This window comes from Mesorhizobium sp. M0601 (genome assembly GCF_040320845.1).
In the GTDB taxonomy this organism is placed as follows: domain Bacteria; phylum Pseudomonadota; class Alphaproteobacteria; order Rhizobiales; family Rhizobiaceae; genus Mesorhizobium.
Genome location: NZ_JAMYQK010000036.1, coordinates 50,546 through 67,083, shown reverse-complemented (window position 1 = coordinate 67,083; position 16,538 = coordinate 50,546). Strand labels below are relative to the sequence as shown.

The following is a 16,538-nucleotide window of genomic DNA, read 5'->3' as shown; positions in this document are numbered from 1 at the left end:
TTGCAGACCATCGACAACCCGTTCGGCACGAGGTTGTCACCCATGTCTTAAGTACAATCTGTTACCCATGTCTCCGGGTTGGACAAATCCGTAGGGTGGTAGCGGGAGAGGGATACCGCCAATACAGTGCTGCTACTGAATTCACTTGCTAAATTGAGTCCCTGCGCCTGTTGGCGGTTCGAATCGCGTGCTGTGCGCCACTTTACGATTTTGCGCGATTTCATACCCTGCCGCGGACGGATGCCGCATCACGCCGCCGACAGCCGCACGTGGAACTTGCTGTCGGTTGCCGAAGATTGTGGCAATCCGGACAGACCCGTCGAAACAGGGTGTAGGCTTCCGCCTCCTGGGTCACAACCGCTGTTTGCAGGGTGGCCATGATCTTCTTGCCGTCGTCGATCGACAGGCCCAGGTCTCCTTCACGCAGACGCTCATCGCTTTTGTCGATCCGGACCTCTCGGCGACAGATGTCGCCGAATTCGTTCGTCCCTTCGATCGAAATCGTCCACTCCATTCCCATCACTACCTCCGAAACCAAAGAGATGGTGATGGCCCAGTCGACGCTAACAAATCGTGGCCGCGCTCACCCCAGAGAAGTTACCGGTCTCCACTGCACTAATGGGCGGTGTAAGCTCCGTCCACCAGATGGTAGCTCCCAGTGATAAAGCTGGCCTGGTCGGACAACAGGAAGCACACAAGAGCCGCTACCTCTTCCGGTTTCCCGCGCCTGCCCATCGGCTGAAGACCCGCCATGCGCCGGCTGGCTAATGCCTCCATTTGCTCCGATAAAAGAGGCGTTTCGATCCAGCCGGGGCCGACGACATTGATCCGGATGCCCATCCTAGCATATTCAATCGCCGCAACCTTGGTTAATCCAACGACCCCGTGTTTCGCTGCCGTGTAAGCGGACGCAGTTGGCAAGCCGACGGAACCGAGAACAGAGGACATGTTCACGATGGCACCTCCGCCTCGATCCAGCATCGCGGCGATTTCGTACTTCATGCTGTAGAAAACGCCATTGAGATTAACGTTTATCAGTTTGTGCCAGTTGTCGAGCGGATAGTCTGCCGTTGCTTTTCGAATGCCGTCGATACCTGCATTGTTTACCGCCATATCCAGTCCGCCGCATTTCTGGACAGTGAACTCGATCAGCTTTTCCACTGCTGCCGCATCCGTGACATCTACCGCAAAGTCGTAGGCCCTGCCTCCTTGCGAGCTTATTTCGGCGGCTGTGCAGCGCGCGGCCTCGGCATCAAGGTCGGCGACAACAATCTCGGCTCCTTCTTGCGCGAGTTGCCGTGAAACAGCCGCACCTATTCCGGAGCCTGCGCCGGTCACAATCGCGACTTTTCCATGGAAGTCAGGCTTCATCGGCTCTGTCCTATGCCATTTCTGACATAACCGAACAGAGGCAGACGGTCATCGCAAGAAGTTTCGCTCCAATTCGCTTGTTTAATCCTGTGAATTCATTTTTGCCACCACACAGCGAGACTTGGCCCGCAGGCCTCGGAATGGTAGAGACGAGGGCGGCGGTAGATGACCAGTTTCCTAGCAGGTACAAATGGAAGAACACCACATTGCGCGCCGGGGGCTCGTGCTGGGTAGTCTGGCTCTGATGATCTCCGGATGCACGTCGATTTCATCCGCGTTCGGACCAAGGCGTGGCCTGAATCCTCGTTACCGACGGCAGCATGTGCGGTACGACGGAAACGAGCCGGCCGGAACGATCGTCGTCGATACTTCGCACCGTTTTCTCTATGCCGTCGAGTCTGACGGGTGGGCGACGCGCTACGGCGTTGGCGTCGGCGAGCAGGGACTTTCCTTCAAGGGTACAGCGACCGTCGGCCGCAAGGCGGACTGGCCGTCGTGGACACCCACCGCCAGCATGATGCAGCGCAAGCCGCGCCTGGTGCAGTATGCAGGGGGGGTCCCTGGCGGACCAAACAACCCGCTTGGTGCGCGTGCCCTTTATCTCTATCGAGACGGGCGCGACACCCACTTCCGGATACATGGTACAAACGAGCCATGGACGATAGGCACAGCGGTATCGAACGGGTGCATCCGTATGATAAATGACGACGTCATTGACCTCTACGACCGTACTCCTTTGGGCACGACGGTGGTGGTTGTTTGATGGTGGGCAGGCCTGATCTTCGTTGGATGGTGAACCCTGCCAGCACGTCACCGCAAAGGTGCCGCCGGCAACCGGGTGCCAACTGTGTCATTTCTGCACTAGGCGTTGGTGTAGATCGCAGCTAACTTCGTGGGGCTGCATATCGTTTTAGTTGTGGCGATTCCATAGGCTATTCCGCCCCCGGGGAAAGGATTGCTTGATGAACAGGATATTGATTGCAATGGTTGCTGTGCTCGCCGTTGCCAGCCTGAGCGGCTGCGCGAACGACTGGATCGGCAAAGGAAAGGGTAAGGCTCCGGCACCCGCTCCGGTAGAGCAACCAGTGATTAAGTAAGGACCGGCTTGTATGGGGAAGGGGTGCCAAGCCCTTCCCCATACATACGCAGCCGGGGCTTTGGCCGGCTTCATAGCGGTTGGCGAGCATAGGCCGTTATTAGGTCTGTGCTTTGTGAAGTTCGGGAATGGACGCGGCGATGACGCTTCTAAGTAGCCGTCTCTTGCTTGTGGCGTTGGTGGCCCTCCCGGCAGCGGCATGTCAGACGAAAGACCTGCCGCCCCAGCCGAATTTCGTATCTTATGCCGATGGCGGAGCTGCGCCTCAAAAAAACGACGAGCGGTACTTCATCGAGTTCCGCTCCCGCTACGCCCTAAGCTACGGCCACACCTACGCAGTTTTTGGGCGCCTGGACCGGGCCGGGAGAATGATCGATCCCCAAGTCGCGGGCCTTCACCCGGCTTCGAACAGTGCGGTTCCCTATGTTCTGGGCCATATCGTGCCGGTGCCAGCCGAAACCGGGTGGAGCGACGGTGATCTGGAAGAACCATACAGATCCGCAAGCTGGCAAATCATATTGACCCGGGCCGAATACGACAAAGTCGTTGCCTACATCCGCAAGCTGCAGGCGAGCTCGCATGTCTGGCAGGCGACGGTCTTGAACTGCAACGGCTTCGTGGCGGACATCGCTCATTCCATGGGATATAAGACTCCCGCCATTCAGCTCCGGCCGCAACAATTCATAACCGAGCTTCGGGAGATGAATACATAACCAAGATTCGAGGGATGAATGGGACCGAATGCGATCGGTACTGCCCCTCCGGCTTTCGCGTCTGGGGACTAACTCGGAGAGGATCGCTGCGCCTGAAGGTCGGCCGGTGACGAAATCGAGACGATGGGTGAAGTGGCCATACTCAGGGGCAGCTGCTACAGTCGCGATCGCAGAAAGGGCGCTGGTGACCTGAAGTGAGCATTGCGGCAGCCTCACTTGGCGAGGTCATTTGGGTGATCGGCATCGTTGCTTGGTACGTGATTCGGTATCCCTTCGAGCGCCGGGCAAGGCGCGTGCGAATTGTAACTGGCTACCGCTCACGTTCCGACATCGTCGGGCTTGCATCTGCTCTGTTTGGCCTCGCAATCCTGCCTGCCTTCTATGTTGTCACCGGCATGCCCGCAGCGGCTGACCACCCGGCCAGCGTTTGGGCCGTGGCTCTCGGCACAATCATCTTCTGCTCCGCGCTATGGGTTTTTCGCAGATCCCATAAGGAACTTGGCCGGAACTGGTCGATTACGCTGGAGATTCGCGAACGGCATGAACTCATCTGCGCCGGACCATACGCTTTGGTCCGCCACCCGATGTATACCTCGTTCCTGCTCATGGGCCTCGGCCAGGTCTTTTTGCTGGCGAACTGGATTGCGGGCATATCGGGTTTGATTGGGTTCGCAGTCCTTTTCCTGCTGAGAGTGGACGAGGAAGAGCGTATGATGCTGGAGAATTTCGGCCCGCAATACCGTGTCTATATGGAAAAGACCAAGCGAATAGTCCCTTATCTTTATTAGAGGTACGTTTTATGCGAGGCCGAGCCCTCAAGCTTTCCGCGCCCCGGCGCCTTGTTGGCGATCTGATGAGGTTTTCGATCGGCGTGCCACGGGTCGCGGTGCAGCGTCAGATGAACCTCAGCCCACTCGTAAGGGCTAGAATGGCGCAGCAGACCAGGCCCTCCTGGACCGCGATCTTCCTGAAAGGATATGCGCTTCTTGCCCTAGAGATGCCGGAGCTGCGGCGCGCCTATGTCAAGTTGCCCTGGCCGCAGCTTTATGAGTATCCGGCAAGCGTAGCCTCGATTGCCCACGAGCGCGAATATGATGGCGAGCCGGCCGTTCTGCTGAGCTGCATCAAGTGCCCGGAGCGCTACTCCATCACGGAACTTGAGGGATCCATCCATGCGGCTCGATCACGGCCGATCCTGGAGGTCCCGGAGTTTCGGCGTGCCTTGCGGGTGGCAGGTGCGCCCGCGCCAGTCAGGTGGCTGCTTATGTGGCTAGGGTTGAACATCGCCCGGCAAAGGGCAAATTACTTCGGTACCTTCCAACTGTCGGTCTATTCTGGTCTCGGTGCGGAATCACTCAACCCGCTGACACCACTGACCACGCTTCTGAACTACGGTCCGATCGGCAAAGACGGATCGGTGAATGTCCGCATCCACTACGATCACCGGGTCATGGATGGAGCGAACGTCGCACGAGCACTGGAGAGATTCGAAAAGATCCTGAACGGCACTGTCGCCAATGAAGTGATGCTGCTCGGTCAAGGAGTTTCCGCTCCTGCAAGACAGAGGAACGCGACGTGATTTCGCACTGTGAATACCGGCCAGCTATCGTCGTGATTGGCGGCTCGGGTGGAATTGGCCGGGCGATTGCGAGCGTCGCGGCAAGGGAGCGCGGTGCGGTTGTGCTGGTTGCCCGCTCGCCCGAGGGTTTGGCCGCCGCGGCGTCTGAGGTTAGGGAGGCGGGCGGCGAGGCATTCACGCTCGAGTTGGATCTCGTGGCAGGCGATGCGCCGACGCGCATGGAGGGCTTTCTGTCCACACACGGCCTGGTCTGTGATGTCCTGGTCAACAGCGCCGGCTATGGCCTGCGGGGCGCGACGACGGCGCTGCCTATTGATGATCAACTGGGCATCATCGATCTCAACATACATTCCCTCACAGAACTGACGCTCCATTTTCTGCCGGGAATGGTGGCGCGCCGACGGGGCGGGGTGCTCAATCTCAGTTCCGTGGCCGGGTTCGTTCCCGGGCCTTATATGGCTCTGTACTTCGCCAGCAAAGCTTTCGTGCGCTTCTTCTCAGAGGCGCTTCACCAGGAATTGCGCCGAACCGGTGTGACGGTCACATGCGTTGCACCAGGCCCGGTGTCGACGGAGTTTCTCGCAAGATCAGGCGCCAATCAGACGGCGCTCTTCAACATCTTGCCCAAGGTGGATCCGGAGTATGTGGCCGAACGGGCGTGGCGAGGGTTCAAATCCGGTCGTCGCCTCGTCGTACCGGGAATCTCGGGCAAGTTGGCTGCCCTTGCGGCAGCGCTCCTGCCTTCAGCAGCGCTGCTGCCCCTGGTCGGCCGGCTGCAACGCGGCGGCAATGATCAATGTCCTTGCGGTTCAGGTATGAAGTTCAAGAAATGCTGCGGTACCCGCCAGATTCAGCTACGCCGGGGCCCTCGGGGAATTATCCCCTGAAGGACCAGCACGCCCGCTCGGGTGTAGATCTCCGCTCCCGGTGTCGCCGGATCGATCTCGACGGAAGCGTCGGGATAGAGCGTGGTGGCAAAGGACGAGGTCTTTTTGGCGCGCGCGCCGTCCGGTCCGTAGGAGAGAGAAACGGTGTTGGCGGCCTGGGTGACGGTCTTCAGCCGGTTGGCCTCGTCCCAGGCGAGCGTCCTGGTGCCGTCGGCGGTCATGTTGCCGTTGGCGTCATAGGTGAGCGTCTTGGCGCCGTCCGCGGTCGGGGCGTGCGGACGCGGCGATGTGGCCGAGGGATAGACATAGGTTCCGGCAACACGGGTGCAGATCGTCGTTGGCGGCATAGACGAACGTCTCGTCCAGCGTGTTGTTGCCAAGATTGTCGCTCGAAGTCAGCCGATCGGCCTTGTCGTAGCCATAGGTCCAGCTGTCGGAAGCGGTGAGCCCGGTCGTGCCGGTGATGCGGCCGATGAGATCGCGGGCATACTGGTCGTCGAGCAGGACTGTTGCGCCCCTGGCCGTGGTGACGCGGGTCAGCCAGCGTCGGGTCAGTGAATAGCTGAAGGAGGTTTTTACGCCGTTCGCATAGGTGATCTCTTTCGTCTGGCCGTCGGCCTCGTAGATGGTCGAGGTGATGAAGCCGGAAGCCGAGAGCAGCTTGTTGCCCACGGTATATTGCAGCGGTGCGGCCGCCGTGCCGAAGTCGAGCTGCACCGGCAGATACTGGGTGCGCAGCGTCTGGCCGGAGGCATCGCGCACGCCGGTCGTGGTGTGCGTCAGCGTGCCGATGGTGACGTCCTGGCGGGCGAGCTTGCCGAAGCCGTCATACTTGTTGCCTTGAGTGGCCGCAGGGTTGGTGGATGTCGTCAGCTGGCCGATGTTGTAGAAGCCGGCCGCTGCCTGGTCGTAGGTGTTTTGGGTCAGCGTCACCGCACTGCCACCGGACGCCGTTGCCGTCTTCAGGGTCAGCCGGTCCATCTGGTCATAGGCGAGAGCGGTGACGGTGCCACGGGCATCCGTCTGGCTGGTCAGACGATTGGCGCCATCATAGATGTACGACCATGAGCCGAGATCCGGATCCGAGGCACTCAGCCGGTTGCCGACCATGTCGTAGCTGTAGGTCCAGGCAGAGCCGCCGGGATCGCTGACCCCGACCAGCCGGCCAAGGACATCGTAGCTGCGGCCCTCCGTCAGATTGAGCCCGCCGAGATCGCGCACGATTTGCACGACATGGCCGCGCGTCGAGGACACGCTCTTCGACTGGCGTGTGGTCGTCGCATTGATCTGGTCGGTCTGGGTGACCGCATAAAGCCGCGGATTGGTGCCGCTGCCGCTGTCGAGGCTGTGGGCAAAGATCGTCTGGCTGGCGTCGGCATAGACGGTCTTCACCGGCCGGTCGTTCCAGTCGTAGCTGTTGGTGGACCACTGTGCCGTGTCGCCGACGAACCTTGGGAAGGCGGTGCGCAGGACATTGCTACGCAGATCGTAGTCGGTGTCGGCAATGCGCTTGGCGCCGGCCGCCGTCTCGCCAGGCGTTTCCACCCGATAGACGCGGCCAAGCCCGTCATAATAGGAGCGGACAAAATCCTCGCCCGCCCCATTGGGCAACGGCGTCAGCTTGGCCAGCGCCTGTGTCGCCGGATTGCCCTCGTTCTCGAAGCGCGTCTTGGCATAGGCGCCGGTGATGCTCTGCGAGACCTGGTAGGGCCGGCAGAACGGTAGCCGAACCGGCGACGCTCCTGCGCGATCGCCTTCATCCGCTCGCGAAGCTCGCGGTCGTCCGGCCTGCTGGTCTCGTAGCGAACCGTCATGCGGCAACAGCCGATGGCTTTACACGCCCGCCGTTCGCTCATCCCGAAGCCTTCCTTCAGGCGAGCGACAGCTTTCCGCTTGGCCGCGGGCGTCACCATTTCTTTCCCACAAGATCCTTCAACGCGGCATTGTCGAGCATGGCGTCGGCCAGAAGCCGCTTCAGCCGCGTGTTCTCGTCCTCCAGAGCCTTCAGTCGCCGAGCCTCGGAGACATCCATCCCGCCGAAGCGGGCCTTCCAGTTGTAAATCGAGGCGTCGCTGACCCCGTGCTTGCGGCACAGATCGGCAACCGATACCCCGGCCTCATGTTCCTTCAAAATTCCGATAATCTGCTCTTCAGAGAAGCGGCTACGTTTCATGTCCTGGTCCTCTCGATGGGCCAGAACGAAATTCAAACCGGATTAGATCAGAGGGGCAAGGTCACTGGGCTTTATCGGCGGTGCCGATCTCGGGACCGATGGGGCATATTCGAGGTCCGTCGAAATTGGCGGGCAGGCATCGCGAAGCCGAAATTCGCATGCATTCATCCTGGAGCGGCAATCAGAGCCGACACCCGGTTACGCACCCGAGGAGGAAGTTTCATCAGACCTTCAATGAGGCGCCGGCCCTCTGCACTGGCGATGAAGTCCAGGCGTTCATCAACGGTAGTTAGGGCCAGACGTGCGCACGTCGTGCACACGAAGTATCTCCATCTTTCCTTTCTGTTTCGGCGAAAGTGGCGCAGCAGGCACGCCCACACCGATTATTGGCGAGGTCGTGCCTGACGCGATCCGACCGACTGCGAACGTGGCAAGACGCCATGGCACGACGGGAGATGAGCTTTTACTGGGTACTCGAAAGGGTGGTTGAACATGCCGGTTTGCGAAGGCTCCGCGTTCGAATTGCGGTGCGGTGCGCCAAAATATCTCAAATATTATTGATGTTTGTCGTCGATTGCTGAAGATGTCAGGCAGATTGAGTTGCGGCAAAGTGCCTGATCTTTGACGAAATGATATCTGATCGGGCTCTGCGGCAGCGTATTGCTTAAGTCAGTCATCGGTTGCTGCCGCGCTTGAATCTTGAAAAGGGCCCCTGTCGTCCGCTTGCCCCGCAACGACCGCTGCAGCAGCCTTCTCCAACAATAGATGAGTTGGCGTCGTGCCGCTCAGCGGTCGGATTGCATAGATCTGCAAGGGGGACGGCTCCGGATCGGAACGAAGAAGCCGCAGGCGCCCAGATTCCACCTCTCCTAGGTAGAGCTGCTCGGGAAGGTAAGCGAGGCCAAGGCCGGCGATCGCAAGGCTTGCCGCTGTGCGGAACGTATTGCAGATCGTCAAATTGCGAAAATGGACATCATTCGTGGTCAGCCAACTCAGCGTCGATCCTCGGAACTGCCATTCGCGCGACGTTGCAATGACCGGAAGTTCGCTCAACCCCTGAGGCGTCAGCACCTCGGGGACGGCTGGCAGTTCGGGACTGCACATCCAGGCAAATTGGGTCATCTCGATCGGATTTGAAGCGAAGCGTGACTGTGGCATTTCGCAGGCTGCAAAAGCGACGTCGAGCGTACCGGCGTAGAGCTTCTCCTCGATGAGATGCGACAAGCTCACCTCAACTTCGAGCTGCAGACGAGGATAAGTCTGTCGCACAAATCGTATGAGCGTCGGCAGCCAGGTAAGAGCCACAATTTCTGCAACCCCGAGCTTGATATATCCGACGATTTCCTCCTTTTCCGCCACGGCATGGATGAAACGATCCGAGGCAAGCAGGATCTCTTCGGCATAAGGCATCAACAATGTGCCTTGTGATGTCAGCCGAGCCGTGCGCTGGGAACGGTCGAACAGGGGAACGCCAATACGCGCTTCCAACTCCTGTATCCGCATCGAAACCGCCGACTGTGTCGCATTCAGTCTGAGTGCGGCTTGGGCAAAACTGCCGAGACGGGCTGCCCAGTAGAAGGTCTCGATCTGCCGGTGGTTCAAAAACGCTCTCCACTGTCGTTTCCTTTACTTCAGATTTTCTGATGCGTCTCCACCTAAATAATTCGATTTTCCTGGCATGCCGCGCGTGACATGGATCCCAACCGCGACAGTTGCGCCCCGGAGCTCGGCCAACCAACTTCAAGTATCGACTATAAGTGAGGAACAGTGCCCAATTCAGCCACCGTCATCGAGATAGATCCGTCGTTTGTTGAGAAGATTATTTTCGAACTCGCTTCTTATGGTGCCGTGGGTGAGAGCGGTGTTTCCCGCACCGTCTATTCTTCCGAGTGGGTGGGGGCGACTGACTACTACGCCAGGAGTTGTCAGGAAGCCGGACTTGAGGTGCACCGTGACACCGTCGGAAACGTCTGGGGGCGACTTCGCGGGTCGACCACTGAAAAGGCGGTCGTCTCCGGCTCACATATCGATTCCCAAACGCCTGGCGGCCGTTACGACGGGGCGCTGGGTGCGGTGGCAGCCCTGGTCGCCGTGAAGGCCCTGAAGCAGCAGTTCGGCACGCCAAGGCGCACCATAGAAGCGGTGGCTTTTTGCGAGGAGGAATCGAGCCGCTTTCCGAATGCCAACTATTGGGGCTCGCGCGCGGTCACCGGCCGGATCGCGGCGGGCGACCCGGAGCGCGTGATCGGCTTTTCCGGCGAGACAATCGCGGAAGCAATGCGCTCGGTTGGGCTTGATCCCGAGCGCATCCCTGAAGCGCGGCGCGACGACATCGACAGTTTCCTGGAACTTCATATCGAGCAAGGCCCGATCCTTGAGCAAGCAGGGCTGCCGGTCGCGGTCGTCGATGCGATCACCGGAATCCGCCACTACAGCGCCGAGCTCGCCGGGGTGCAGAACCATGCCGGCGCCTTCCCGATGGACATACGCAATGATCCAATGGCTGGCTTCGCCGAGGTCGCTTCCGGGCTCATCAACACGGCCCATCGCTTGGGCCGGCCGGCCGTCACGACCATCGGCCGCGTCCTGGTCGAGCCGAATTTCCCCGGCATTATTCCGGCCAAGGTGGCGTTCGCGATCGATGCCCGCCATCCGGATGCGGCGGCACGCAGACGGCTGTACGAAATGCATGAAGGTCTGATGCGCGAGGTTGCGGGACGCAGAGGTCTCAGCGTCGATTGGCGGATCATGATCGACCATGAACCTTCGCCCTCGGATCCAGGGATTGTCGCAACCTTGCAGCGTGTTGCCACCGAGCAGGACGTGCCGTTCCTCACGATGGCGAGCGGCGCGGGTCATGATTCCCAGCAGATGGCCGCCATCGCCAAGGTCGCCATGATCTTCGTCCGCTCCAAGGACGGACGCAGCCATACGCCGGAGGAGTTTTCCTCGCTGGAGGATATTGTCGCCGGAATTCGCGTGCTCGCCGCCGGCCTTCACGCGCTTGCCTATTGAAGAGGAGCTAGCCCATGACCTACCCGCGCGACCTGGCCGGCTATGGCCGCAATCCGCCGGACCCGAGATGGCCCGGCGGCAAGAAGCTCGCAGTGCAATTCGTCATCAACTACGAGGAGGGTGGTGAGCATTCGGTCCTGCACGGCGACCGCCAAAGCGAGGCCTTTCTTACCGAGGAGCCGACGGTCGCCTTCGCCAATATCCGCAACATCAATGTCGAGTCACAGTACGAATATGGCAGCCGTGTCGGCTGGTGGCGGCTGTACCGGCTCTTCACCGAGCGCAAGCTGCCCGTGACCATCTTCGGGATTGCAAGCTCGCTGCAGAAAAATCCTGAAGCCGTCGCTGCGATGAAAGAGGCGAATTTCGAAATCGCTTCGCACGGCTTGCGCTGGATCCAATACGCGGAGATGCCGGAAGAACAGGAAGCCGCGCAAATCGCCGAAGCCATTCGCATCCATACCGAAGTCACGGGCTCGCGGCCCACCGGCTGGTATACCGGCCGCATGAGCATCAATACGCGCAGGTTGATCGTCGAATCCGGAGGATTCGCCTACGACGCCGATTCGTTCTCCGATGACCTGCCATATTGGCTCGACGTGAGCGGTCAGGACCATCTCGTCGTCCCGTATACGCTCGACAACAATGACGGACGTTATGTGAACACCTACGGCTACCAGTCGCCGAGCTTTTCCGCCTATCTGATCCAGGCTTTCGATTTCTTGCGGCGGGAGGCGCAGGTCGCGCCAAGGATGATGAGCATCGGCGTCCACACACGTATTGTCGGACGGCCCGGTCGGGCGGCAGACTTGGAGCGATTCCTCGACCATGTCGCTGCCGCCGACGACGTCTGGGTCACGAGGCGCATCGACATCGCCGAACATTGGCGGACCACGCACCCGTCACGGCGCGGGTGACAGGCATGGACCGCGCGATCCTGGTAACGGGAGCCTCCGGATTTGTCGGCTCCAGAACGGTAGAGGCTCTGGTTCGAGTCGGTTGTGAGGTTGTCTGCGTCGATCTGGTGCCGGAGCCGAACACGGGTGTCCTGGCTTGCGATCTTTGTGATGCGGGGCGTTTGTGGAGCGTCGGGGCCTCGCGAGACTTTGCCGCCATCGTCCACTGCGGCGCGATCTCCGGCCCCTCGCTCTATCGCGACGAGCCGGATCGCGTAGCATGGACGAACATCGCGAGCACCATCAACCTCTTGGAATTTGCCCGGAAACGATCGGTTCCGCGTTTCGTCTTTGCATCTTCGGCAAGTGTCTACGGTCCAACGCGCGTCGATCTTCCAGTCAGTGAGGAATGCGCCCTACATCCTTCCTCGATCTACGCCGCGAGCAAGGTCGCGGGTGAAGCCCTGGTCGAGGCTTATTGCCGGCAATACGGCATTTCTGGCGTGAGCCTGCGCATCGCCGCGGTCTACGGTCCTGGCCGTCGAACGGCATGCGTCATCCGCGACATGATCCTCGCCGGGCTGAGGGAGGAGCCGTTCTCCCTGCCTTGCGGCCGCGACCAGCGCTACCATTATGTTCATGTCGACGACGTCGCCGCCGCGTTGAGCGCAGCCGTTCATGCACCGTCGTTGGGCGCGGTTGCCTACACGGTTGCAGCCGATCAGGGAATTGTGTCGAGGGCGCTTGCGGATCTGGTCCGGGAGATCGTGCCCGGGCCGCCAATTGCCGTCGCAGGCACCGAGGACCCGCTTTCGGATCGGCAAGGTCCTTATGAGCTGGATGCGGCGGCGCGCGATCTTGGTTGGCGGCCGGCCATCGATCTGGCGAGCGGCATTCGCTCTTATGCCGAGTGGCTCACATCAGAAAACTTGAAGATTCCGCTTCAAATCAATTCGGTTGCGTGAAATGTCCGGTCTCACGATCCTGACCTGGCAGAAACGGCAAATTTGCTCAATCGCCTGCGGGTTCGTACCCGGCCTTTGGCGTGAGCAGGCTCGCAACCACAACAATCCGCCAAAGGCGGACCATCCAGAGAGGGATGTCTATCATGATCAAATATCTTGCCGGTCTGGCCGGCTTCGCCACCGTTCTCGGCCTTGCAGCGATCGCTCCAGCCGCGACAACCGACTTGGACGCCATTCAGTCCAGCATCACCGAGCACCAGAAGCTGCCAACCTTCGCGCCGTCAGGTGAAGCGTTCGATGCGAAGGCCTGCATGAAGGGCAAGAAGGCCATGGTCGTGCCCTTCTCCAGCGCGGTCGAGTTCACCGGTGCGGTAGCGAACCGCATGACGGAGATCGCGAAGGAGGTCGGCTTTCAATACGACCACTACCAGACGCAGGGCCAGCCCTCACAATGGATCCAGGGCATCAACCAGGCGATCACGCAGCGCTATGATCTCGTCGATGTCTTAATGTCGGATCCGCGGGTTCTCGTTCCGCAGGCAACGCAGGCGGATCAGGCTGGGCTCAAGATAGTGGCGGCGCATGCGTCCGGCTTCGATACTCCCGCTCCAGCACCATTCCAGAACGTGCAGATCGACTATACCCAGGCTGGGCGTCTGATGGCGCAATGGGCGGTTCTCAAGACCAAGGGGAAGGCGAATGTGCTTGCCATCGTCGCCGAGGATTCCTTCTCGGCCAATTCGCTCAAGAACGGTATCAAGGAGGTCATGGACAAGTGCGAGGAATGCAAGGTCCAGTATCTCAACGTGCCGGTCACCGATTGGGCGACCCGCATGCAGTCGACGGTACAGGCGGCGCTGCTGCGTGATCCCTCGATAAACTACATCCTGCCGATCTATGACGGCATGGCGCAGTTCGTTGTTCCTGCCGTCGAACTCACCCAGTCTGCGGACCGGGTCAAAATCGCGACCTTCAACGGCAGCCCCTATGTGCTGCAACTCGTTCAGCAGGGCAGCGTCGAGATGGACATCGGCGAAAGCATCGACTGGGTGGCGCATGCGATCGTCGACGCCGAGATGAGAATGGTTTGCGGCTTGGCCGCGGTAAAGGATCCGAAGGTGCCGCTCTACATATTCGACGCCTCGAACGCCAGCACGGCGGGCACGCCTCCGCAGATCTCCACCGGTTACGGCGACGCCTATGTCGCCGGCTACCGCAAGCTCTGGGGCCTGCAATAATGTCGCGGATGGCGACCGACAAGAGTGTCGCCAATCTGGTCATCGAGGGGCTGACCAAGTTCTTCGGCGGCGCCAAGGTCGTGGATGATGTCACGCTAACCGTAAATTACGGAGAGATCCACGGCCTGCTCGGCCACAACGGGTCGGGTAAATCCACGCTGATCAAAATGCTTTCCGGCGTGTACGCGCCGGACGGCGGCCGCGTGATGCTTGGCGGACGCGAACTGCCGCTGCCGCTGCCTCCCGGCGAGTTCAACCGGTACGGCATATCAGTCGTCCACCAGGCACTCGGTCTGGTGCCGTCGCTCTCGGTCACGGAAAACCTTCTTGCGCGGCGTCTGGTGCGTACAGCCAATCCGATGATCCGGTGGCGGCAGGCGCATCGCGAGGCTCGAAAGACTTTTGCCGACTATGGTCTCACCATCGATCCCGAAATGCCGGTCGCCAACCTCGCGCCCGTCGAGCGTGCCCTCGTTGCGATCGTCCGCGCGTTCCAGGAAATCGCAGAAACATCCGGCCGCGACGGTGGATTGCTGATCCTCGACGAACCCACGCCATTCCTGTCGCGCGACGATGTCGATCATCTATTTTCATTGGTGAGAACGTTGGCGCAGCGAGGCACGAGCGTCATCTTCGTTTCGCACGACGTCGACGAGGTCAAGGAACTGACCGACCGCGCTACGGTGCTGCGCAATGGCAGCGTCGCGGCGAGCCTCACCACCGCGCTAGCCTCGAAAGCCGAATTCATCGCCGCAATCGTCGGTCGCGATCTCGCGATGGAGCGCCCGTCCCCGGTGTATCGAGGCGGCGCCGAGGCGCTTGTCGTGAAGGGCCTGGCAAGCGAAAGCCTGCCGCCTTTGGATCTCGCGGTTGGGGCAGGCGAAGTGCTTGGCCTGACCGGCCTCATAGGCTCTGGCTACGACAGGATCCCATACCACCTCTTTGGTGCCATGCCTGCGACGGCAGGCAATCTGCGGCTTGGCGATCTTGCCTTGCCGATGGCGGCGATGACGCCCGCTCGTGCCATCGGCCACGACATGGTGCTGGTTCCGGCCGACCGGCAGAGGGCTGCCATCATCGAAGGCCTGACCGTGGCTGAAAATCTGGCGGTGCCGGCATTCGGCCGGTCCCTGCCGGCTTATTTCGTGACGGCGCGCAAGATTGTCCGGCATGCTGCCGATCTTGTGCGGAATTTCGATGTTCGCCCGCCTGATCCGGGCCGGCTCATGCGCGATCTCTCGGGCGGCAACCAACAGAAGGTCGTGCTCGCCAAATGGCTTCAGACCGAGCCGCGCGTGATCCTGCTCGACGAGCCGACACAAGGGGTCGACATCGGCGCGCGCCATCAGGTCTATGGCTTCATTCGTGCTGCGGCTGAGCGGGGCGCCGCCGTCATCTGCGCCAGTTCCGATCATGAACAGCTGGAGATGATCTGCGACCGCGTGCTCATCTTCAGTCACGGCCGCGTCGCGGCGAGCCTGTCGGGTCGCGAAGTGACCAAGGCTGCCATCACCGAGCGGTGTCTCGACAGTCTGAGCGGTGTCCTCGCAGGCGAACCTGTCCTTCTCAAAGAGAATTCCCCATGACGGAAGCAACCCACGCCGCCACCAGCAAATCGAATATGAGCGGGGTCCAGCGCAATTGGCGCCGCGGGTTTCTGATGGAGCTGGAGCGGTTCGCTCTACTCATCGCTTGGCTTGTCATCATAGCTATCTTCGGCATCATTTCCCCGGATGCGTTCCTGACCTGGCCGAACTTCTCGACGATATTCGGCTCGCAGGCCGTTCTGGTGATCCTGACCCTTGGCCTGATCATTCCCTTGACGGCGGGCGACATCGATCTTTCCGTCGCGCAGGTCCTGACGCTCTCGTCGATGGTGATTGCCGTGCTCAATGTCGGCCACGGCTGGCCCATCGGCTGGGCGATGGCGGTCGCGTTGGCCGCCGGTTTGCTCACCGGCCTGCTCAATGCGTTCTTCACGCTGTACTTCCGCATCCATTCGCTGATCGTGACCCTTGGAACCGGCACGTTCCTGCATGGGATCACCTTGTGGATCAGCAATTCGCGCACCATTGGCGGAATCGACTGGAGCCTTGTCAACGCCGTCATCCTGACCCGCTTTCTAGGCATTCCCCTGGCGTTTTATTACGCGCTCGCCCTCGCGCTGCTCCTGCTTTACGTCTTCGAGTTCACATCCCTGGGCCGCAAGGCGCTGTTCGTCGGTCGCGGCCGGGACGTGGCTCGCCTGTCCGGCATCCCCGTCACGCGTATGCGCCTGATCTGCTTTCTCGCTTCCGGTGTCTTCGCCGCCATAGCTGGTGTGCTTTATGCCGGAACCTCCGGCTCGGCTGATCCCAATTCCGGTACACAGCTGATGTTGCCGGCTTTCGCCGCGGCCTATCTGGGCGCGACCTCGATTTCCCCCGGACGCTTCAACCCGATGGGATCGGTGATCGCCGTCTATCTTCTCGTCACCGGCATCACCGGACTTTCAATTCTCGGGATCGATACGTTCGTTCAGGATCTCTTTTATGGGGGCGCCCTGGTTATCGCTGTGGCCCTGTCGCAACTCGTTCGCGGACGTGAAGAATCTCTCACCTAGCGC

General features: G+C 60.5%; 17 protein-coding genes and 1 pseudogene. 12 read left to right on the top strand and 6 right to left on the bottom strand.

Annotated elements, in window-relative coordinates:
• Nucleotides 1-220: 220 nt before the first annotated feature.
• Both NKI41_RS25720 and NKI41_RS25715 read right to left on the bottom strand, forming a co-directional pair.
• On the bottom strand, nt 221-520 hold the full coding sequence (locus NKI41_RS25720) for a hypothetical protein (protein ID WP_352503878.1): 300 nt from the start codon (nt 518-520) through the stop codon (nt 221-223).
• A 95-nt stretch (nt 521-615) separates the two neighbouring features.
• Nucleotides 616-1,371, bottom strand: coding sequence for an SDR family NAD(P)-dependent oxidoreductase (locus tag NKI41_RS25715; protein WP_352503877.1), 756 nt, complete (start codon nt 1,369-1,371; stop codon nt 616-618).
• Nucleotides 1,372-1,561: 190 nt separating this feature from the next.
• Between NKI41_RS25715 and NKI41_RS25710 the strand changes: the two genes are divergently transcribed.
• The 6 genes from NKI41_RS25710 (at nt 1,562) to NKI41_RS25685 (ending at nt 5,646) form a co-directional block, all read left to right on the top strand.
• On the top strand, nt 1,562-2,134 hold the full coding sequence (locus tag NKI41_RS25710) for a L,D-transpeptidase (protein ID WP_352503876.1): 573 nt from the start codon (nt 1,562-1,564) through the stop codon (nt 2,132-2,134).
• A 199-nt stretch (nt 2,135-2,333) separates the two neighbouring features.
• Nucleotides 2,334-2,468, top strand: a complete 135-nt coding sequence (locus NKI41_RS25705; protein WP_352503875.1) for an ABC transporter — start codon at nt 2,334-2,336, stop codon at nt 2,466-2,468.
• A 139-nt stretch (nt 2,469-2,607) separates the two neighbouring features.
• Nucleotides 2,608-3,180 carry a hypothetical protein gene (locus NKI41_RS25700; RefSeq protein ID WP_352503882.1) on the top strand — a complete coding sequence of 191 codons (573 nt, stop codon included), beginning with the start codon at nt 2,608-2,610 and terminating at the stop codon, nt 3,178-3,180.
• Between the two features lie 200 nt (nt 3,181-3,380).
• On the top strand, nt 3,381-3,968 hold the full coding sequence (locus NKI41_RS25695) for a protein-S-isoprenylcysteine O-methyltransferase (protein WP_352685609.1): 588 nt from the start codon (nt 3,381-3,383) through the stop codon (nt 3,966-3,968).
• A gap of 11 nt (nt 3,969-3,979) precedes the next feature.
• A complete protein-coding gene (locus tag NKI41_RS25690; protein WP_352539231.1) occupies nt 3,980-4,759 on the top strand; it encodes a hypothetical protein in 780 nt (259 codons plus the stop codon).
• Nucleotides 4,759-5,646, top strand: a complete 888-nt coding sequence (locus tag NKI41_RS25685) for an SDR family NAD(P)-dependent oxidoreductase (RefSeq protein ID WP_502893803.1) — start codon at nt 4,759-4,761, stop codon at nt 5,644-5,646. The genes NKI41_RS25690 and NKI41_RS25685 overlap by 1 nt, the downstream gene beginning before the upstream one ends.
• On the opposite strand, the gene NKI41_RS25680 is transcribed toward NKI41_RS25685, so the two are convergent.
• The 4 genes and pseudogenes from NKI41_RS25680 to NKI41_RS25665 all read right to left on the bottom strand — a co-directional run bounded on the left by NKI41_RS25680 (nt 5,610) and on the right by NKI41_RS25665 (nt 9,421).
• Nucleotides 5,610-5,867 carry a hypothetical protein gene (locus NKI41_RS25680; protein ID WP_352685606.1) on the bottom strand — a complete coding sequence of 86 codons (258 nt, stop codon included), beginning with the start codon at nt 5,865-5,867 and terminating at the stop codon, nt 5,610-5,612. The genes NKI41_RS25685 and NKI41_RS25680 overlap by 37 nt on opposite strands.
• Nucleotides 5,868-5,880: 13 nt before the next feature.
• Nucleotides 5,881-7,467 (bottom strand): hypothetical protein, encoded by a 1,587-nt coding sequence (locus NKI41_RS33340; RefSeq protein ID WP_502901242.1) that lies wholly within the window; start codon nt 7,465-7,467, stop codon nt 5,881-5,883.
• Nucleotides 7,365-7,819 (bottom strand): annotated as a pseudogene (locus NKI41_RS25670) (transposase); the annotation flags it as partial. The gene NKI41_RS33340 and the pseudogene NKI41_RS25670, both read right to left, overlap by 103 nt.
• A 669-nt stretch (nt 7,820-8,488) precedes the next feature.
• Nucleotides 8,489-9,421 carry a LysR family transcriptional regulator gene (locus NKI41_RS25665; protein ID WP_352685605.1) on the bottom strand — a complete coding sequence of 311 codons (933 nt, stop codon included), beginning with the start codon at nt 9,419-9,421 and terminating at the stop codon, nt 8,489-8,491.
• Between the two features lie 165 nt (nt 9,422-9,586).
• Between NKI41_RS25665 and NKI41_RS25660 the strand changes: the two genes are divergently transcribed.
• The 6 genes from NKI41_RS25660 (at nt 9,587) to NKI41_RS25635 (ending at nt 16,535) form a co-directional block, all read left to right on the top strand.
• Nucleotides 9,587-10,834, top strand: a complete 1,248-nt coding sequence (locus NKI41_RS25660; protein ID WP_352685604.1) for a hydantoinase/carbamoylase family amidase — start codon at nt 9,587-9,589, stop codon at nt 10,832-10,834.
• A gap of 14 nt (nt 10,835-10,848) precedes the next feature.
• Nucleotides 10,849-11,751 (top strand): allantoinase PuuE, encoded by a 903-nt coding sequence (gene puuE / locus NKI41_RS25655; protein ID WP_352685603.1) that lies wholly within the window; start codon nt 10,849-10,851, stop codon nt 11,749-11,751.
• A gap of 5 nt (nt 11,752-11,756) precedes the next feature.
• Nucleotides 11,757-12,695 (top strand): NAD-dependent epimerase/dehydratase family protein, encoded by a 939-nt coding sequence (locus NKI41_RS25650; RefSeq protein ID WP_352685602.1) that lies wholly within the window; start codon nt 11,757-11,759, stop codon nt 12,693-12,695.
• Between the two features lie 143 nt (nt 12,696-12,838).
• Nucleotides 12,839-13,933, top strand: coding sequence for a sugar ABC transporter substrate-binding protein (locus NKI41_RS25645; protein ID WP_352685601.1), 1,095 nt, complete (start codon nt 12,839-12,841; stop codon nt 13,931-13,933).
• On the top strand, nt 13,933-15,519 hold the full coding sequence (locus NKI41_RS25640; protein WP_352685600.1) for a sugar ABC transporter ATP-binding protein: 1,587 nt from the start codon (nt 13,933-13,935) through the stop codon (nt 15,517-15,519). Before NKI41_RS25645 ends, NKI41_RS25640 begins: the two co-directional genes overlap by 1 nt.
• Nucleotides 15,516-16,535, top strand: coding sequence for an ABC transporter permease (locus NKI41_RS25635; RefSeq protein WP_352685599.1), 1,020 nt, complete (start codon nt 15,516-15,518; stop codon nt 16,533-16,535). The genes NKI41_RS25640 and NKI41_RS25635 overlap by 4 nt, the downstream gene beginning before the upstream one ends.
• The last annotated feature ends 3 nt before the right edge of the window (nt 16,536-16,538 follow it).